Annotated in this window: 11 protein-coding genes; 5 read left to right on the top strand and 6 right to left on the bottom strand. The window is 63.6% G+C overall.

The features are described 5' to 3' along the window. Positions 1 to 264: 264 nt before the first annotated feature. Together ACFQPG_RS01530 and ACFQPG_RS01525 are read left to right on the top strand one after the other, a co-directional pair. Entirely contained in the window at positions 265 to 2,430 is a 2,166-nt protein-coding gene (locus tag ACFQPG_RS01530) for a GumC family protein (RefSeq protein ID WP_380809695.1), read from the top strand. Between the two features lie 74 nt (positions 2,431 to 2,504). Further along, entirely contained in the window at positions 2,505 to 3,821 is a 1,317-nt protein-coding gene (locus ACFQPG_RS01525; protein WP_380809694.1) for an O-antigen ligase family protein, read from the top strand. A 24-nt stretch (positions 3,822 to 3,845) separates the two neighbouring features. Here ACFQPG_RS01525 and ACFQPG_RS01520 read toward each other — a convergent pair whose 3' ends face one another. Beyond that, positions 3,846 to 4,883: a shikimate kinase gene (locus ACFQPG_RS01520; protein ID WP_380809692.1), complete on the bottom strand. Its 1,038-nt coding sequence runs from the start codon at positions 4,881 to 4,883 to the stop codon at positions 3,846 to 3,848. Between the two features lie 299 nt (positions 4,884 to 5,182). On the opposite strand from ACFQPG_RS01520, the gene ACFQPG_RS01515 reads away from it, so the two are divergent. Next, entirely contained in the window at positions 5,183 to 6,082 is a 900-nt protein-coding gene (locus ACFQPG_RS01515) for a hypothetical protein (RefSeq protein WP_380809691.1), read from the top strand. Between the two features lie 33 nt (positions 6,083 to 6,115). On the opposite strand, the gene ACFQPG_RS01510 is transcribed toward ACFQPG_RS01515, so the two are convergent. Both ACFQPG_RS01510 and ACFQPG_RS01505 read right to left on the bottom strand, forming a co-directional pair. Beyond that, positions 6,116 to 7,363: a glycosyltransferase family 4 protein gene (locus ACFQPG_RS01510; protein ID WP_380809689.1), complete on the bottom strand. Its 1,248-nt coding sequence runs from the start codon at positions 7,361 to 7,363 to the stop codon at positions 6,116 to 6,118. Continuing rightward, complete coding sequence (locus ACFQPG_RS01505) at positions 7,360 to 8,487, bottom strand: glycosyltransferase (RefSeq protein ID WP_380809687.1); 1,128 nt, start codon at positions 8,485 to 8,487, stop codon at positions 7,360 to 7,362. Before ACFQPG_RS01505 ends, ACFQPG_RS01510 begins: the two co-directional genes overlap by 4 nt. A 174-nt stretch (positions 8,488 to 8,661) precedes the next feature. Between ACFQPG_RS01505 and ACFQPG_RS01500 the strand changes: the two genes are divergently transcribed. Then, positions 8,662 to 9,552, top strand: coding sequence for a sulfotransferase family protein (locus ACFQPG_RS01500; protein WP_380809685.1), 891 nt, complete (start codon positions 8,662 to 8,664; stop codon positions 9,550 to 9,552). 32 nt (positions 9,553 to 9,584) lie between these two features. On the opposite strand, the gene ACFQPG_RS01495 is transcribed toward ACFQPG_RS01500, so the two are convergent. Next, a complete protein-coding gene (locus ACFQPG_RS01495) occupies positions 9,585 to 10,979 on the bottom strand; it encodes a lipopolysaccharide biosynthesis protein (RefSeq protein WP_380809684.1) in 1,395 nt (464 codons plus the stop codon). Next, the gene (locus tag ACFQPG_RS01490) at positions 10,964 to 12,532 is read right to left on the bottom strand and encodes a hypothetical protein (RefSeq protein WP_380809682.1); all 1,569 of its coding nucleotides are present in this window, start codon (positions 12,530 to 12,532) and stop codon (positions 10,964 to 10,966) included. Before ACFQPG_RS01490 ends, ACFQPG_RS01495 begins: the two co-directional genes overlap by 16 nt. 218 nt (positions 12,533 to 12,750) lie before the next feature. On the opposite strand from ACFQPG_RS01490, the gene ACFQPG_RS01485 reads away from it, so the two are divergent. Continuing rightward, positions 12,751 to 15,804: an Ig-like domain-containing protein gene (locus ACFQPG_RS01485; protein ID WP_380809680.1), complete on the top strand. Its 3,054-nt coding sequence runs from the start codon at positions 12,751 to 12,753 to the stop codon at positions 15,802 to 15,804. Positions 15,805 to 15,897: 93 nt separating this feature from the next. Here ACFQPG_RS01485 and ACFQPG_RS01480 read toward each other — a convergent pair whose 3' ends face one another. Further along, the gene (locus ACFQPG_RS01480; protein WP_380809678.1) at positions 15,898 to 17,304 is read right to left on the bottom strand and encodes a hypothetical protein; all 1,407 of its coding nucleotides are present in this window, start codon (positions 17,302 to 17,304) and stop codon (positions 15,898 to 15,900) included. Between the last annotated feature and the right edge of the window lie 474 nt (positions 17,305 to 17,778).

Here is a 17,778-nt window from a genome sequence, read left to right as displayed (position 1 = left end):
GGTTCCAAGGTGGTAGGCGTACGATGGCAACCTCGACCCAGGACAGCGCAGGACCTCTCGTGCCCGGCAATCGGGGCGGGGCCAACGCGACATACGGCAGCCGGGGCACCCCGAACGACTTCCTCCTCGACAATTGGCCAGCCGATAGGTCGAGCGCACCTGCCTCCCTGAGCAAAGGTTTCCCAGCGCAGGGGGTCGGCTCACCCGTGCCCACCTGACCGGGCACGCGACTGGCACTGGCGAACTACCACAAGGGTCATGAGCATGAACACGCTGATCACGACGTCCAACACGCCGCTTTCGCCGGCCCGCTCCTTCACGGAGCTGGAGCTGCTTCCGACGCAGCGGCAGTCGTCCCAGCGGACCGGCCTGGAGGAATTCTTCGCCGCCGTGTACCGGCAAAGGTTCGTGATCGCAGCCGCGATTGCGCTGGCGCTGATTGCGGGAGCAATCCTGACGCTCACCGCCGAGCCGCGCTACACGGCCGTCGCCTCGGTCCAGGTGGACGAGCAGGCGCCCAAGGTGTTCGCCGACGACAGCCTGGAACCGCAAGCCGATGCACGCAACGCCGAGCGGTTCCTGCAGACCCAGGTCGATCTCGCCCGCAGCCGCACAATCGCGGAAACCGTCGCCAGCAATCTCCGGCTGGTCGAATCGCCCGCGGCGCTGAAAGCGCTCGGGGTGGAGGCGCCCGACCGGCAGACGGCCGAGAGGCTGGCGGTTCAGAAACTTCAGGAGAACGTCCAGGTCGGCATCGGGCTCAACACCCGGGTGGCCCAGCTTTCCTTCACCAGCGGCGATCCCAACGTGTCCGCGCGGGTGGCGAACGCCTTTACGGAGGCGCTCATCGCCGCCAATCTGGACCGCAAGAACCAGACCTCAACCCGGGCCAAGCAGTATCTGCTGCAGCAATTGGCGCAGGCCAAGCAACGCCTGGAGGGCTCCGAACGCCGGATGCTCAGCTATGCGCGCTCCGCCGATCTGACCACCGGCCTGGTCGACGCGGGTAATGGAGGCGGATCTCCCACCTCGCTGCGGGCGCAACAGCTTGGCTTGATGACCGGTTCGCTGAGCCAGGCGACGGCACGGCGGATCGATGCCCAGCAGCAGTGGGCCCAGGTGCAGGGGGCGGATGCGCTGAGCCTGCCGGAAGTGCAGGGCAACAAGGCCGTCCAGGATCTCGTTTCACAACGGGCGCAGCTGTTGGCGGCCCTGCAGGAGGAGCGCGAGCGCCACACCGAAGAACATCCCGGCGTCAAAGGGGCAGCCGCCAAGATCGCTGAACTGGACGGCCAGATCGGCGCCTTCGCGTCGCGGATCAAGGCATCCTTCCAGGGCCGGTACATCGCCGCTGCCCAGCAGGAACGGCAGATCGCCGGCACCGTCGCCGGCTTGCGCGGCGCGGCGATGTCCGAACGCGAACGCGGCGTCGGCTTCAACTCGCTTGCGCGCGAGGTCGAAACCAACAAGGCGTTCTATGACGGCCTGCTGCAGCGGTACAAGGAAGTGGCCGCTGCGGCCGGGGCGGCCGCGGCCAACATCTCGCTTGTCGATCCGGCGTGGCCGCCGATGACGGCGGACTCGTCCGTCGGGCGCGACCTCGCCCTAGCGGGCATTGGCGGCATCCTGCTCGCGCTGGTCCTTGGCGGCATCCGGGAGCGCATGCACAACGTCGTCCGCACCACCGAGGATATCGAGCAGGGCCTCAATCTGGCCTCGCTCGGCTGCGTTCCGCGGGTCACCGGCCTGGGGCAAAGCACGACGGCGCTGGCTGATCCCGACACCGGCTATGCCGAGGCGTATTACTCAATCGCCGTCGCGCTGCAGCAGTCGACGGCCGCAGGACTCCCCAAGACCCTGTTGATCACGAGCAGCACGGCGTCCGAAGGGAAGTCGACGTCGGCCCAGGGGATCGCCCGCAGCTTGGCGGCCATGGGCAAGCGCGTGGTCGTTGTCGACGCCGATCTCCGCCGCGCCGCGGGGGCGTCGCGGGCCCGCGACGAAGCGTCGGTGCCAGGCTTCTCCGACGTCCTGACCGGATCGACCACGGCACGCGACGCGGTGCAGCCTGCGGAAGGGACAGGGTTCAGCATCGTGCGCGCCGGCGAGGTCACCACGAGTCCGGTTTCCCTGCTGTCGGCGGATCACATGAAGCAGGCTCTCGACGAGTTGTCGGAGAACAACGATATCGTGATCATCGACGGCCCGCCGATCATGGGAATGGCCGACGCAGTGCTGCTTGCGCGCAGCGTCGAAGCGGTGCTGGTGGTGGTTGAGGCAGGCCGGACCCTGACCAGCGAAGTCGACCTGGCGGTCTCGCGCTTACCACAGAACAACATCATCGGCGCCGTCATCACCAAGTTCGACGCGAAGTCCGCCGGAGTGCGCTACGGCGGGTACGATTATTATACCTACGGGCGTGCAAGCTGATCGGCATGGTGAAGTTTGCTGACCCTGCCCAAGTCCATGGACGGCCTCCTCGCCTCGGCCAGTTCGTCTACAGCGTGGACAGCTCGGCGGAAGCCAGTGGACGAGTCTTCGCCGCGGCCGCCTTTGCGGCATTGTTGATCGCCGCCGTAGCGCTCAACTCCTTCAGGATCGGCTGGGTGCCGATCCGCGGTTTTGCGACGCTGGGAGCGCTCGCCCTAGCGCTGCTCTTCTACTTTCCGGTCGCGAAGCGGGTCTTCGCTGAGTATCGTCTTCTGCTTGCCCTTGCGGCCGGTTTGGCGGTCCTTGGCGTCTTCGTCAGCTTGGTGAACGGAGCTTCTCCTGCCGGTGTTTTCCGTCAGGTGGCCGAAGTGCACGTGCAAGCCGCGGCTACCATCCTGGCCGCCGCAATCCTTGCGCGGGTCGCAGGAGCCCGGGCTAGCACGCTCGCCATCGTGGCGGTGATCTCTGCAAGCGCTTTCGTTGCAATGGGGCAGATGCTGGACATCCAGCCGGCCTGGGCGTTGCGGCGTGCGCTCGGGCCGCTCCCCACCGAAGAAATAGAGGGACTAAACTTTCTGGAGCGGCGGCCCGTCGGCCTGTCCTTTTCCCCGATTACTCTCTCAACGCACCTGTGCCTCGGCTTCGCAACCTTTCTTGCCGTCCGCAGCAAGCTTCGAGGTCCGGCCTCCGGCGCTGACCCCCTTGTTGTCCCTGCACTGCTGGCCTTTTTTGCCGCCTGCATCGCCTGCGCCACGCGCTCTCCGATCCTTGGCGGCCTGATCTTCCTGGCGGTTTATGCAATCCAGCAGCGTACCTCATGGATGCCGATCTTCCTGGTCGTGGCGGCTGCCATAGCGTATTTCGTGTGGCCGCTGCTCACGAGCGTCTTTGAAACAGCGGCGCCGCGCCTCCTGGAAACTGACGACAATTCCGCAAAGGCTCGGTCCACTCTGGTCTACTACGGACTCCGGCTATTTGCCGACAATCCGCTCGGCTACGGACTGACGTTTGCACCCATGACCCTCTGGCAGGGCTACTGGCCAGACCTGTACATGATGCAGTCCCCGCAAGGGACGCGGGAGAATGATCTCCACAACTATCTTGTGACCATGATCAATGTCTACGGGGTTGGGCTGCTGCTGCTCACACCCATTGTAGCAAGGTTGATCTGGCAAATTAGGGCGTCCCTGATATTCTTCATCCCCTACATGGTGCACATCTTTTTTCACAACTCCGGGCCGTTCCACACCGACAACGTTATCTGGTTCGCCATCGCCGCCATTGCTGCGGCGGAACCCGTCCGTCTGGAGCAGCCTGCAGGAGCAGGTGGACGCATCGCACGTCGGACCATGCCTCGGCGGATGAGTCCTGTTCGTGGCAGGTTCGGCTAGAGCGACGCCCCGGAGGCTCGGCTTTTAAAGGTCTCGCAGCCACTGACGGGTCGCGGCGACGGAGCGTAGCTCGACCACTTTCACATTGGGATAGTCGGACTGCAGCAGGCGGCCGTACAGCCTGCGCTCGCGCAAGGTCTTTGCCAGGCGTTCGAACCGCCGGCGCCAGGACGCACTGTGCTGGGCGGAGGCTTTAGGGCGCATCTCGCGCCGGTCCCCGCCCGATGCGGCTGCCCTTTGCTTGCCTAAGAAGCGCCGGAGCACGCGGTGGAAGACAAGCCGCATCGGATAGTTCAACCAGACCACGAGCTCGGCGCGGCTCCAGATCAGCTGGCGCACTTCACGATAATGGCCGTCGATGATCCACGAGTCGCCGAGTGCAAGCTCGGCAACACGGGACTGGAAGTCCTGCTCCGCTGATCCTTGCTCCGCCGCCTCGCGGATGGAGTCGAGCTCGCGAAAGGGGAGGCCCAGCCGGTCCGCCACTTGCCTGGCCAAAGTCGTCTTGCCGCTGCCGGAGGCTCCCACGATGGAGATCCGACGCGGCCGCTGCGGGATCGCGTCACCAACTCTGGCTGGCGCCGATGGTACCAGGTCCAGCAGCTGGGCTGTAACGACCTCAACGGGGGGCGAGGCATCGATCATGACAACATGCAATCCGGCGAGCCGCGCCGAGTCGATTATCTGGCGCTGAAGGCCACTCGCGGCTTCGATGGAATCACGAAGCTGACCCTCGGGCAAGCTGTCAAAGCGGCTATCCCCATCGGTTCTAGCCGCGACGCGCGCTGACGCTGTTTGCGGGTCCACGGCAAGAACCACGATCGTCGCATCGATGCCCTGGTAGACAGAGGCGATCAGTGCGGACAGCAGCGACGGGTCGGCAGGGCGGGAACCGTTCGACAGCAGAATCGACCAGATATCCTGCAGGAATCCCTGATCGAGCAGCACCATACCGGACCGCGATCGAAGCCACTGGGTCTTCGCGACGAGCCGCACCAGGCGGAACATGCTTTCCGGGGTGCCGAGGCGGGCGCCGACGCCGAACCGAACCGCGGCGGCCACGCAACTGGGGTTCGCCAGGCCCCGGGTGACATGCAGCAAACGCTCCCGAGCCGAACGCGTGGCCCACTCCGCCGAAAGATCATCGCGGGTGGCGACCCGCGCCTGCCTGGCGAGCGCCCTCGTAACCGTCGACTTGCCTGCGCCGGGAAGGGCGAACAACTCCCACAAGGTCAATGAAGCTTGGCTGTGACTTTGCGGAAGTTCAGCGTTCACCACGGGTTCCCGACAGGAAGCATCGGCAAGCAGGCGATGCTTCATCCGAATTGATAATCCCTCAGTCGCCAAACGCAAACCATGCTATGAAAGAGACCGCTGTCCAGTGCGTGATGAGCGGCGAAAAGGAGATGGCGGTGGATCTCTCGCGGCGTTCCTGTTGCCTGGCATTGGGCGCGGCGATCGTTCCGCTCGGCTATCTGACCGCTCGCTCGGGCTCGTTGCAGCTTCCGCGAAGCGACCGCCGATCGCCCAATTATCGTTCGACTTTGGTCAACGGCCTCACGCCCGGCCACGTCGACTGGAACGATCGCCGGTGGCGTTGCGCAATGGGATCCACCTGGAACCCCGGAATGGACCATTCCTTACGCCTGGCTCCCAACAACGCCCGCTTCGAAATTCGGGAAGGGGAGCTCAATCGCGGCCCGCGGGACGATCCAAACAAGCGGCGCAGCGAGATCCGCTTTCCGAAGTCGCCGAGGCTGCCCAACGGAGTTCCGCTGTGGGGCGCCATGTCCTTCGTCCACCATCGGTGGGACGATCCGGCCGGAATGGCTGCCAACCGGGGTGGGGTGCACGGGCAGTTGCACATCGGGTCCGACTTCGGCGGATCGCCGGCGGTCGCGTTCCGCCGTACCCGCCACGGCGCCTTCGCCATCACCACCCGCGGCGAGCGGGACGGCGAAGGGACGCGCCGCCATGAAGGCCCGTTGTCGTTCAATCAGGTCCATCATCTGGTCTACCGGGTGGTGCTCAGCCCTTCGGACGGCGCCCTCCAGGTGTGGCTGAATGGGGATGCGCTGCTCGATATCCGCGGGGTCTCCATCGGCAGCCGCGAGGCGCAATGTTACTGGAGCCTGGGGTGCTATTACTCCGGGCGGGTCACCTGCCCCATCATCGCCGAGTATGGCGATCATTTTTACCCCGGTCCCACCGATCTGAGCAGCCGGATCAGGTTCCGGCCCGACTGGCTCCCCGTCGCCTGACGGCGAACGGCGCGCGGGGACGCAAGGGCGACGTCATGTTCGCAGTTCGCGTGCGGCGATGCGGTTCCGCCATGCGCGGTCGTAGGCGCTCATGCTCGCCGCGCTCGAGAAGCGGCCGGAGATAAACGCGCGGCTTCGCTCCCGTCTTCGCTGCCGCTCGTCCGGAGTTTGCGACAGCACGGCTTTGAGCGCCGCGGCGATGGCTTGGGGGTCGTCGGGGTCGACGATGTTCCCGATCCCCGGGTCCGGCAGGAGTTCTTCTATGCCCTCGGAGTCCGACGAGATCACCGCGCATCCGGCCCATAGGGCTTCCTTGAGTACGTTGGGCAAGCGCTCGGACGGCTTCTTCGACAGGAGCATGAAGACCGAGGCGCATTGCATCTCCCCGAACAGCTCCTCGCGACGGATGTGCCCGGCGAACGAAACGGAGGCCGAACAGCCCAGTTGCTCGACCAGCCGTTCGAGCCGGGGCCGGTCAGGACCATCGCCATAGATCCGCAGGCTCAGGCGGCTTTCCCACGCCAGCGCACTGGCAAAGCTGCGGATCACGGCTTCGACATTCTTTGGCTGGACCAGCGCGGACGCAGTAATCAGCCGAAATTCGTCGCGGCTTTCCTGCGCGCCATTGTCCATCAACGGAATGCCACGGTGGACGATTTCGATCGGCGTGTTCGGGACGGCCTTTTGCTTCAGCACAGGCCTGTTCACCTCCGCATGGGAAAACAGGATCTCGCTCGCCGGCAGGGTGATGTCGAAGATGAAGTCGTCCGCGACCAGGTCGTACGCTCCAGCAAAGGCGGTGCGGAGGCAGGGCGTCTCGGCAGCCTTGAGCAGCGGCAGAACCAGCGCAACATGACGCGACCAGAAGGCGTGCACGACGTCCGGTCCCTCCCGCTCGATCCGGTCCGCGATCTCCAGCAGCCGCGGAATGCAGAGCAAAGTCTGGAGACATAGGCCGGGCGCCGAGCGCCAGTGGGGACGAGTCTGCCGAACGAGCCAGGAAGCGTCCCGCCGCCGCCTCCACAAGAGCTTCGGCCAGGCCAGGGCGCCTGCCCAGCTCGGCCGGTCGATCGCAAGCTGCGGCGGCACCCCGCTCTTGTGCGCAAGATCGCGCTCGGCCCTGCGCGGCAGCTTCAGAGTGTAGGCGGAAACCTCATGACCGTGGGCGATCAAGGCTGCGATGTCGGAGACCGCAAAGGTCTCGGTGGGGACGGGGAATTGCTGGAACAGGTAGCTGATGCGCAGCCCGCAACCGTTGTTCGCGCCCGCGCCGTCGGTCATCGCGACTTGGCGGGAGACCAGGTCGCCTTCGTGCGACCCCGCATGCCCTGGACGACGCCGAACAGCGTCGCGAAGATTGCCAGACCCATCTCCCCGAGCTTGGCAAGGTGGCCGGCGCTCGAGCGCAGCGATATGGCTATCGCCACCAGTGCGCCGGCCGCCAGCACCGCGGCGGCGGTGACGGACAGCGTCGCCACGGCCGCCAGCGCAAACACCGCTCCAAGGGCGAGGAACACACCGCCGAACCAGCGCAGCATCTTGCGGGAAAAATACTTCATGCGATCCCGTAACGCCATCCGGGCGACCTGCGGGCGCAGGAAGAGGTGGGTATGAAACGCACGTGCGCCAATTCTCACCTTGCGGCTGAGCTCCTCCTCCCGCCGCGCGATGGTCTTTTCGAAGGCGACGACGTCGGGCGCCTTGACCAGGCGCTTGCCACGAAAGATCACGCTCATCGAGACGGTGAAATCATCTTGAACCGTGTCGGGGAAATCGGGGTACAGTTCGCGGCGGACACTGAACAATCCCCCCGATGCTCCCATTATGTTCCCGGTGCGCGATTCCATGATCTGCAGCCGTTCGTCGAGACTGAGGAATGCCGCACCGACGCTGCTGGTGACGGTGCCTTGCCCGGCCGATCCCCTGAAGGTTCCGGCGACGCCGCCGATCTGCGGATCGCCATAATAGGGCAGGAGCCGCTCGACGAGGTCGGCGGCGAGAAGAATGTTCGCGTCCGTGAAGACGAGCACCTTCCCATTCGACAATGCGACAAGCCGTTTCATGCCTGCGGCCTTGCCGGTCCGGCCCGGTCCGCGAACCACCTTCAGCAGATCGCCCGCGCCGGCGAGCAGCTCGAAGGTACCATCGGTCGACGCATCGTCATAGACCAGGATTTCCAGCTGCGGGCAGGCGGCCTTCAACTCACGCAAGTTGTCGATCTTCGCGGGCAGGCACTCGATCTCGTTATAGGCGCAGAACAGGATCGACACCGGGCACTGGATAGGCCGCGGGTGGATGGGCCTGCGGCTCAGCATCCCCAATACCAAAGGGTAGATGGCGTAAGGATAAAGGAACAGCGCCCAGAAGGTCGCGGAAAGCCCCGCCAAGATCGCTGTCACCGTCATCAGGCCCCCGCGACTGCAAGTTGAGGAGGCTCGCACAAGCGCCGGGACCGGTCAACGTCGTCTGGCGCGTTCGAGGTTTGCGCCGGCAGACGCTTGAGTATACCTTCATCGCGAAGCGGTAATCGTTTGGCGAGCGCCCGCTTCGCGTGCAGCAGCATGGGGGATCAGCCGGCTATGTCAGGCGAACTGAAGCGTCCGATCATCCTGCTTGGCAATTTCCGATCCGGCACGACAATGCTGCAGCGAATCCTTGCAACGCATCATGACGTCGTCGCGCTGTACGAACCGGTCGGGATGTGGCGCTATGCAGACCCGTCCCGCGACCACGACGAGTTCGATGAACACGACGCGACGGAGCGGGTGCGCAACTATGTCCGCGGCCAGTTCCTCAAGCATCAGAGCGAACATGGCGACCGCACGATCATCGAGAAGACGCCGCACAACATTCTCCGCATTCGCTATGTGCGAGAAATCTTTCCGGACGCGCGCTTCCTCTACATCGTTCGCAATCCGCTGTCGTTCATCAGTTCGGTCGAACTGAAGTGGCAGAAACCGGCCGGGACCAAGCGGATCCTGAAGCGGATCCAGACCACCCCGGTCAGCCAGATCCCATTGTACCTGAAAGGCTTCCTCGACCAGTTCTGGCGCAACCGGATCCTTCGGCGAAAGTATCTCTCGGTTTGGGGCCCGCGCTACAAGGGCATCCAACAGGACGTGAAGACTGAGGACATGCTGACCGTGATCGCCCGGCAGTGGGCGAACGCGACCCGCAAGGCCGAGCAGGATCTTGCGCAGTTCGAACCGGGGCAGGTGTTCCGCCTGCGGTACGAGGACTTCGTCGCCAACCCGGTCGGCTATCTGCAGCGGATTTGCGCGCACTGTGATCTGGAGATGACGGACGAGATGGCCGACTACGTGCGGACCGAGGTGAGGACCGACCGCCAGGACAAGTGGCAACGGTTCGACGCAGGGCAGCTCGCCAAGATTCTTCCGGAACTTCGCTCGGAGATGATGCGCAACGGCTATGAGGTTCCCGAGGAGATCGCGCAGGCAGCCCAGCATTGAGGCTGCTTACGCGGTCTTGATCGTGTCCTGGGCTAGGGTCGGGTCACTGGCACCTGCCCGACATTTGCGCGCTCCCCGACGACGGTGCCACTCCGATCGTCCTTGAGCACCGACGCAGTCGCCCGCGCCAGTTGAGCGAAGATCAACCCTGACCCGATGATCGCGGCCAGCGCTGCGCCGATGCCGCCGATCCACGGCAGCAGGATCGCCAGCAGAACAGCGTAGGCGGCGGCCGCGACCAACCTGGCGCGCAACACGATCCCGGCCCGGCCATGTGCATCCTGAAGCGGCTCGAAGGCGATCCCCGTGAGATCGATCGCGGTTGCGACCGACAGCAGGAACAGGAAGACGTAGGCGAACTCGAACTGTTTTCCGGCCAGAAGGGTCAGGATCTCTCGTCCCGCAAAACCGGTGACCAGCACCACCAGCAAGGCCAAACCCGCGGCCACCATCGTCGCCCTGATGACCATCTTGCGCAGCTGGTCGCGACTGTCCTTCGCAACGAGGCGGGCCAGTTCGGGATAGAGCGCGACGGTGATCGGACGTACCGGCCTGACGATGCCCTTGGCCAGGCGCTGGGCCAACCGGAAGGCACCCGCGTCTTCCGCACCAGCAACCGCACCCACGGCAAGGGTCCCCAGCTGCATCCAGAACGTGCTGACTGAATTGGAAATGTTGGTCTGCAGCATGAAACGCCAGATGCCTTCATTCTCCTGTGCGCCTTGCCTGAAGTGCGCCGGACCAAATGCAAGGCGAGACTTCCGGGAGACGATTGCCGCGACCCACTGGACGATGGCCTGTGCGCTCGCCGCAGTCGCCCAGACGATGAGGAAGGCCACGATCCCGGCGCCGGCGAGCCATGCGATCACGCAGCCGACGAGCCGCAACAAAGGGCCGACCGCCTCGGCATAAGCGACCAGGTCGAAGCGATCGAACAGCCTCAGCATGCCGGTGGGGGTCGCTCCCGTGGTCAGCAGCAGAATGGCCCCGAACAGCGCCGCGGACATCTGCTGCTGCGGCGACCAGTCGAACAGGGGGGCGACGATCGGAGCGCCGATCACCGCGATCAACGCGCCAACGAACGCACTGCTGAAATCCAGCGTGGCGGTATAGCCGAACAGCCGCTCTAGCCGGTCTGGCCGCTCGGCCTGAAGGTGGAGGGCGCCGTAGCGGATCACACCTTTCCACGACTGGAACTGGACGAAGTTGGCGATCATCTGCCCATAGGTGAGGATCAGGACGAACTCGCCGAACGACTTGGGTCCCAAAGTGCGCGCGGCCAGGGCCAGGTAGAGGATCCCCGCGACCGAGTTGAAGCCGCGCGAGCCCAGTCCCCAGGCGATGTTCCGCGACAGCCGGGCGAGCGTTGAGCCGCGTCGCGGCGCAAGCTTGAAGCGGCCGCCAAGCGTTCTCAAATCGACTGCCACACGCGCGCGGCGATTGTTCGCGAAGTGTCGTCGATGTCTCCGTCGGTGTCGATCAGGCAGACGGTCGAGCGGGCGAACTCCGACTGGCTTTCCACATCCCAGCGCCGCTTGATCGCTTGGGGGTTGGGACCTCCGGCCTTGTGCCGGGCAAGGTCGCGCTGGAGCGCCGTTTCGAGCGGGACACAGAGCTTGAACACGAGCCTGGGGCGAGGAAGGTGCCGGTAGATTGCGCGCTCCTGCTCCATCAGCCAGCGCTGGAGGGGCGAGCGCGCGCGGGCTACCGCCAGGTCGTCGAAGGCGCTGCCGTCCATTCCGGTGCCGTTGGTAACATGGCACCGATCCGAGATCAGGATCGTGCCCGAAGCGACCTGACGCATGCTCCGAGTCAGAAGGCGCTGGCGGTCGATCGCCACCAGCCATTTGCTGACCACGAACCAGGTCGAATAGCGTGCCTTGAGGCTTTGCCCGGACCCGTCCCGATCGGCCGAGCGCTTGCTCGACAGCGCCTTTCGGACGGCCGGCACGACCCGCCTCGGGACGAATGTCAGCCAGCTCGCCGGCGGCTTGCCGAAGTGGATCTGTTGCACCGTCAGCTTCGAACCGAGCTGCTTGGCCAAGACCTTCGTCAGCGTTGACTTGCCGGTTCCCTTGGGGCCGACCAGCGCGATCCACGTGCCGCCTGCCAGCAACGACAGGTTGCGCCTCGACCGCCAGCGGCTGAGGTGCTTGATGACGAACCTGGTCATTCGCGACGCCGCGCCGGCGAGATGGCCAAGGCGGCGGTGCCGCCGCAGTGCCCAGGCCAACCGCAGCCCCATGCCCGCCCGCGCCGCAACCGTACCCTTCGCGACGCAATCGATCATGTCCTGCAGCGGCATCTGCAGCGTGGGGAACCACTCGTCCCGCAATCGGGCCGCCTCACCGAGGTCACTCCGCGCCAACAGCCAGGCCAGCTCCGTCCTGCACTCGCCGTAACTGCCGTTGACCTTGCGAACCTCGATCAGGCTGGTGTGCTTAAGCAGGATCCGGAGCAGGAAGAGCACCAGTTCGGCCGACGCCGTTGGCACCCGCACGCCCATCTGAGACGTGGTGCATGCAAGCAATTCCTCTTCGACCGGGAAGCGGTACGATTTCACGAGGCTGTCGCCACTGATCAGCTGATGGTAGGCATGCAGATCGAAGAACTGGCCGCTTTCCGGATCCCGGCCGATTGCGTGGAACACGCCTGGATGGCCGACCCCCATCCGTGAGACCGTCAGTTTGAACCCGCACTCGTTGATGACCCGCTGAAAGCCGTGTGCATCCGCCGGATGAACCAGGACATCGATGTCTTCGGTCCCGACCAGCGTTCCGTCGAGTCGGATGTTGCTCTTCCAATGGCAGTAGCGGATACCCTCCTGCTCCAGGGCAGCGAAGAGGGCCACGGCAACCGTGCTCGGCCGTAGCTTCGTCGAACTGTCGTTCAGCGGTGTCACCGGCAGGGCAGGAGGGTCGCGGGGGAGTGCTTCCTCGTGCGGCATATGCTCGCTGCGAATTTGCTCAAAATGCCCCAAGCTTACCTCCCCGAGGCAGGGCGATGACCCCGTTTCCACTATGCGTGAGATGCCTCCTCCGGGATGCTCTACGAAGCGGCTTCGCCGAACAACCGATATCTTGGTCTAAGCCCATTGACGGATTGACTCGCCCAATCTCTTCCTCGACTGTCGCGCGTTAACGCTCTGAAAATCAAGGCTTTATGATCTTTCTTCGGTGGGGATGAAGGGGTTTCCGGATGGCTTTGGTACTTCGCTCGGACTCCAGCGCCTTACTCGAGAATGGCGGTGCGTCGGGCAACGTTCTCCAGAACGACTCCGATGCCCTGCGCGTGACGCAGATCAAGGCCGGCGCCGGCACTTACGTGCCGGTGACCAGCGCGGGCACCACCCTGCAGGGGGTCTTCGGAACCCTCACGATCATGGCCGACGGCAGTTATTCCTATGCCGCCAACCTGGCAGACCGCCTGAGGGCAGGGGCGACCGGCTCCGATACGTTCACCTACGGCTCGACGGACGGGACAGCTTCCGGGAGCACGACCCTCAAGTTCACAGTGACCGGCATCAACGACGCGCCTGTGCTGACGTCCACCTCAGTGTCGTTGCCGAGCATCACGGAGGATCAAACCTCCAATACCGGTCGCAAGGTGTCCGTCTTCCTGGCGTCGACCGACGCGGATTCGACCACCAAGGGGATCGCAATCACCTCCCTGCAGTCCGGCAACGGACAGTGGCAATATTCGATCGACGGTCGCGCGACCTGGCTGGCGGTAGGTAGCGTCAGCGAGACCAATGCGTTGCTGTTGCGCGGCGCGGACTACGTCCGCTTCGTCCCCGATGGGGTCAGCGGCACCACTGCCGGCTTCACCTTCCGTGCGTGGGACCAGACCAGCGGCACGGCCGGCGCCAAGGCGGATGCCTCCACCGCTGGTGGCCAAGCCGCCTTCTCGGTCGCCTCCGGCACCGCTTCGATCGTCGTTGGCGACGGGGGCAACGGCAACTCAGCGCCGGTTGGGATTGCCTCCACTGCATCGGGAATCGAGGACGGACCGGCGATCACCGGCCAGGTCCAGGCCTCCGACGCCGACAACAACACGCTGACCTACGCGTTTGTGGCCAATTCCGCGGTCGGGGGTTCGGTCTCGATCAATTCCGCTACCGGCGCCTACAGTTTCACCCCCTCCAAGGATTTTAGCGGTACTGCCTCGTTCCGCTTCACGGCGAGCGACGGAAGCCTCACCTCGTCGCCGGCGCAGGTGACCATCACGATTGCACCGGTGAACGATGCACCAGTCGCGAACGCCGATAGTGCAAGCACGATCCAAGGGGCTCCGGTGCTGATCGACGTCCTTGCCAACGACACGGACGTCGATGGCGACCCACTCAGCATTGCAGCCATAGGCAATGCTGCAAACGGGATGGTCGAGATCGAGAACGGACAGGTCCGCTACACGCCAAACGCGGGCTTCAGCGGGAATGACGCATTCTCCTACACCGTGTCCGATGGTGTCGGCGGCACTGCGCAAGGCAGCGTCGGAGTGAGTGTCGGGACGGTGAGCACGCAGCAGGCGGTTGTCTCGCTCACCTTCCGTCAGGGTGCGGACGGTTACTTCAGTGCGGTCGACACGATGCTGAGGATGAACCGGCCCACCACATCCTATGCCGATGCAGCGGTGCTGCGCGCAAGCACGGACGGAAGCAAAGGGTCCGACATTCTTCTCCGTTTCGGCGACCTGTTCGGCAGTGAATCCGGACAGGTCCTGGTCGGAGCGCAGATCCTTTCAGCGTCCCTCCAGCTTCAGGTAACCGGGGCTTCCACCAACGGCGGCACGATGAACAGAATGCTGGTCAATTGGGACGGATCATCGACCTGGAACAGCCTGGGCACTGGCGTGCAGGTCAACGGCGTCGAAGCTTCGTCAACAGGCATCTCCCTCGGAGCGGTTGCACTCGGGGCGCGGATCCTCGACGTAACGGACAGCTTGCTGGCCTGGAATGGCGCCGGCTCAACCTCAGCACAGAAGAACGCGGCGAACCTTGGCTGGCTGTTCAATCCTTCAAGCACCGACTTCTGGGAGTTCAGCTCTTCTCAAGGGGCTGTAAAACCGGTGCTGACCGTCACTTACGTGCAAGGGGCGGCCCCGACGAACTTACCGACCGTGTCGATCAACGCGGCCAGCCAGGCTGTGGAAAATGCCGGCAAGGTCACTTTCAACCTGTCGCTAAGCCAAGCCGCTACTCAGGCCGTGACGGTAACCTTCAGCACCGTTGACCACACTGCCGAGGCAGGCAGCGATTATGTCAGCCTGTCGCAGTCGGTGACGTTCCTGGCGGGACAGACGACAAAGTCGTTTGACGTTAACCTCGTCAACGACAGCGTTGGAGAGCGGCTGGAAACGTTCACGGTTCAGATCAACTCCGCGACGAACGCGAGGATCGATGCCGCGGTTGCGGTTGGCAAGATCAAGGATGACGATGTCGCCACCCCCCCGATGCCCGCGCTCAACCCGACTGTGGTCGCAACCTACAATATAGCTGACGGCTCCAAGTACAGGGACGGCGGGAGCGGCAGTTACGGGATCGGCGATCCCTCGGGGCTGGCTTACATCCCCAGCCTTGGAACGCTGCTCGTCGCCGATTCCGAGCATGACGAAAGCCCGTACAACAGCAGCACCAACCTGTTTGCCGTGGGGCTTGATGGTTCCTACATCCGGAACCACAGCCTCCTGTCCTTTACGAAAGAGCCGACCGGCCTCGCTTACAACTCGAGCAACGGCCTCCTGTATGTCGCCGATGATGACGCAGCGGCTGTGTCCTGGGTGTCGCCGACAAACCCGTCGGTGCGGCTTGGGTTCTTCGATACGGCACGAGTTGGGTTATTCGACACCGAAGACATGAAGTTCGATCCGCTCACCGGCAATCTTCACATCCTCGACGGATCATTGAGGCTGATGTTCGAACTCACGCCCAGTGGGGAATATGTGAATTCAATACCGTTGCCCTCCGTGATGAAAGATGCCGAGGCACTGGCGTACGATAGCGTGCATGACATCTACTTTGTCGCCGCCGGTTCGGCCTTGATCTGGGCGATGGACCCCGAGGGCAACGTCCTTGCCACCATCGACCTTCTGTCGACCCTCAGTCGCCGTCCCTCCATCAAGGGCCTGGAACTTGCGCCCAGCAGCAATCCGAACGACGGCGACACGTTGAGCCTGTATGTGGCCGATTATGGCTCCGACCAGGTGAACGATGGACGATTGTTCGAGCTCAGCCTCGGTCCTGATTGGTTCTGAGCAACGAAAAAGGGGACCGGCGTTTGAAGCCGGTCCCCTTCTTCAGATCATTCCTGCTGAACTCAACTCAGTTAGCAGGACGAATCCGGCAGGTCAGATCACGAAGAAATTGGCGGTTCGGAGATCGAGGCCGCCCTGGAGATGCGCGAAGACGACCGCAGCTCCAGCACCGTTCCCGTCCGCATCATAGGACAGATAGCCGGTGTTCGTGTCGTAGATGATGAAGTCGTTGGCATCATCCGCCTTTGCGCCCGGGCGATCCTCGAGGTTGGTCCCGTAGATCTGGCGCGGGCTGCTCAACGAGCCGGAGCCCAGCTTCGTGAAGATCGCGTTGTCGAGGTAGATCGCGTCCTCCGCCGGATTGAAGTCGTAGATCGCGTCGTACGATTTCATGTCGGTGTCGAACACGAACTTGTCCGCACCCGAGCCGCCGATCAGCTCATCGAAGCCGCCCTTGCCATAGAGGAAGTCGGCGCCAGCGAGAGCAGTGATCTTGTCATTGCCCGACGTGCCCTTGAGCGTATCGCTGCTGCTCGTGCCGTCGATGATGTTGGTCCCCGCAGCAGGCTTGGGCGCCACCACCAGAGTGTCGGAGTCGGGCTCCGGCGGCGGCGGTGTCGTCGGGGTCGTCGTCGACGACTGCGGTTGCTGGTGCTCCGAAAGCCACTTGGCCTTTTCGGTGGCAAGGAAATCGCGAGCGGCCTTGCCCTGAAGAACCGTGAAGCCCTTGGGCGGCAACGGGTAACTCGACGGGAACGGTGTGTCCGACAGGTTCAGATAATAGTTGCCGGACGATTCAGTGAGATTGCTCCACGCTTCCTTCAGCCGCGACAAGCCGTTGTGAGTCGGATCCTGCACCGCGATGATCGAGTTCATGATGCGCAGGTCCGGATTGTTGCCTGGATCGGCGGTGTTGAACTTGAACGGCGACCCATGGGTCATCTCGCCGTCCTTGAGATAGTTCTTCATCACGATGATGCTGTCATCGACAGTCACGACGCCGTGAGCCGACTGGTCGTTCACCGTCCCGAACGCGCTGAACACGCCATCCAGCAGGCTGTCGCGCAGGGTTCCGGTCGCCGCGAAGTCGTTCTCGATCGCGTCGTCGCGGATGTTGCTGAAGTGAACGTCCTCGATCAGCCATCCGTTCGAGTTGCCGTTGGAAACCGACAGCGTGTCGTGCGGGATGAACCGGATGCCGTCCCACGTACCGTCGATCTTGACGTTGCGGATGGTGGTGTTCGGGCTGTTGCTGATCCGGAACCCGGTCGCCATGTGGTGATAGATGCTGTTCCACTCGGCGGTCTGGGAAATCTCGCCCTTGATCTCGCCGCCATTGATGGTGACGGTCTTGGAATCATAGATGTTGATCGCCGGCAGGTTTTCCTTGGCCGAGATGTGAAAGTCGGCGGCCGTGGCATCGACCGTCGTACCGGCTGCCGCGTTCCTGACCCAATATTCCTTGTAACCGTAGTCACCGGTTAGCGTAACAGTAGCCATTCAATAACGCTCCAAATGCAAGTTCTCACGAGCGGAATCCGATCAACGGAATCCGCTCCTCACCTAAATTTATAGGGATGTCTCAAGCGCACTGGCTGCGTACGTCGCAGCGATGGTCGCCGATCTTCATGTGATCCCCCCCTGAACTAGGATCATTTGCAAAGATGACTGTTGCGTGTCGTAGATTGAGAAGCCGTAAACACCTAGCGGCGAGTCCTCAGCCGAACGCACATCGGGTTCCTGTTGCCGATAACTCCTGCGCAAATATCGGGTTTTTAACGGGAAAAGTCGCGCTTTTGTCTCGGACGATATCCGTCAGCGCTTTGTTGGATGGCTGGCCCACAACTGTCTCAGCAACGGACCTTGCCGCTTATGTTGTCGCCAAGATCTGAAGGGGTTTGCCGGCTCGGCGTGATGTCTTACTCTGCGGGCAGCTGGATCGTTCCGTCGATCTCTGCGCCAGGTGGAGGCCGC

Source organism: Sphingomonas sp. GCM10030256 (assembly GCF_042666415.1).
Classification (GTDB): domain Bacteria; phylum Pseudomonadota; class Alphaproteobacteria; order Sphingomonadales; family Sphingomonadaceae; genus Sphingomicrobium.
The sequence above is the reverse complement of the archived record's forward strand: the minus strand, read 5'-3'. Positions and strand labels throughout refer to the sequence as shown.

Bases quoted from the DNA above. Each gene is read 5' to 3' on its own strand.
- ACFQPG_RS01515 (WP_380809691.1), top strand. From the start codon at position 5,183: ATGAAAGAGACCGCTGTCCAGTGCGTGATGAGCGGCGAAAAGGAGATG.
- ACFQPG_RS01500 (WP_380809685.1), top strand. From the start codon at position 8,662: ATGTCAGGCGAACTGAAGCGTCCGATCATCCTGCTTGGCAATTTCCGA.
- ACFQPG_RS01480 (WP_380809678.1), bottom strand. From the start codon at position 17,304: ATGGCTACTGTTACGCTAACCGGTGACTACGGTTACAAGGAATATTGG.
- ACFQPG_RS01510 (WP_380809689.1), bottom strand. From the start codon at position 7,363: ATGACCGACGGCGCGGGCGCGAACAACGGTTGCGGGCTGCGCATCAGC.
- ACFQPG_RS01485 (WP_380809680.1), top strand. From the start codon at position 12,751: ATGGCTTTGGTACTTCGCTCGGACTCCAGCGCCTTACTCGAGAATGGC.
- ACFQPG_RS01505 (WP_380809687.1), bottom strand. From the start codon at position 8,487: ATGACGGTGACAGCGATCTTGGCGGGGCTTTCCGCGACCTTCTGGGCG.
- ACFQPG_RS01530 (WP_380809695.1), top strand. From the start codon at position 265: ATGAACACGCTGATCACGACGTCCAACACGCCGCTTTCGCCGGCCCGC.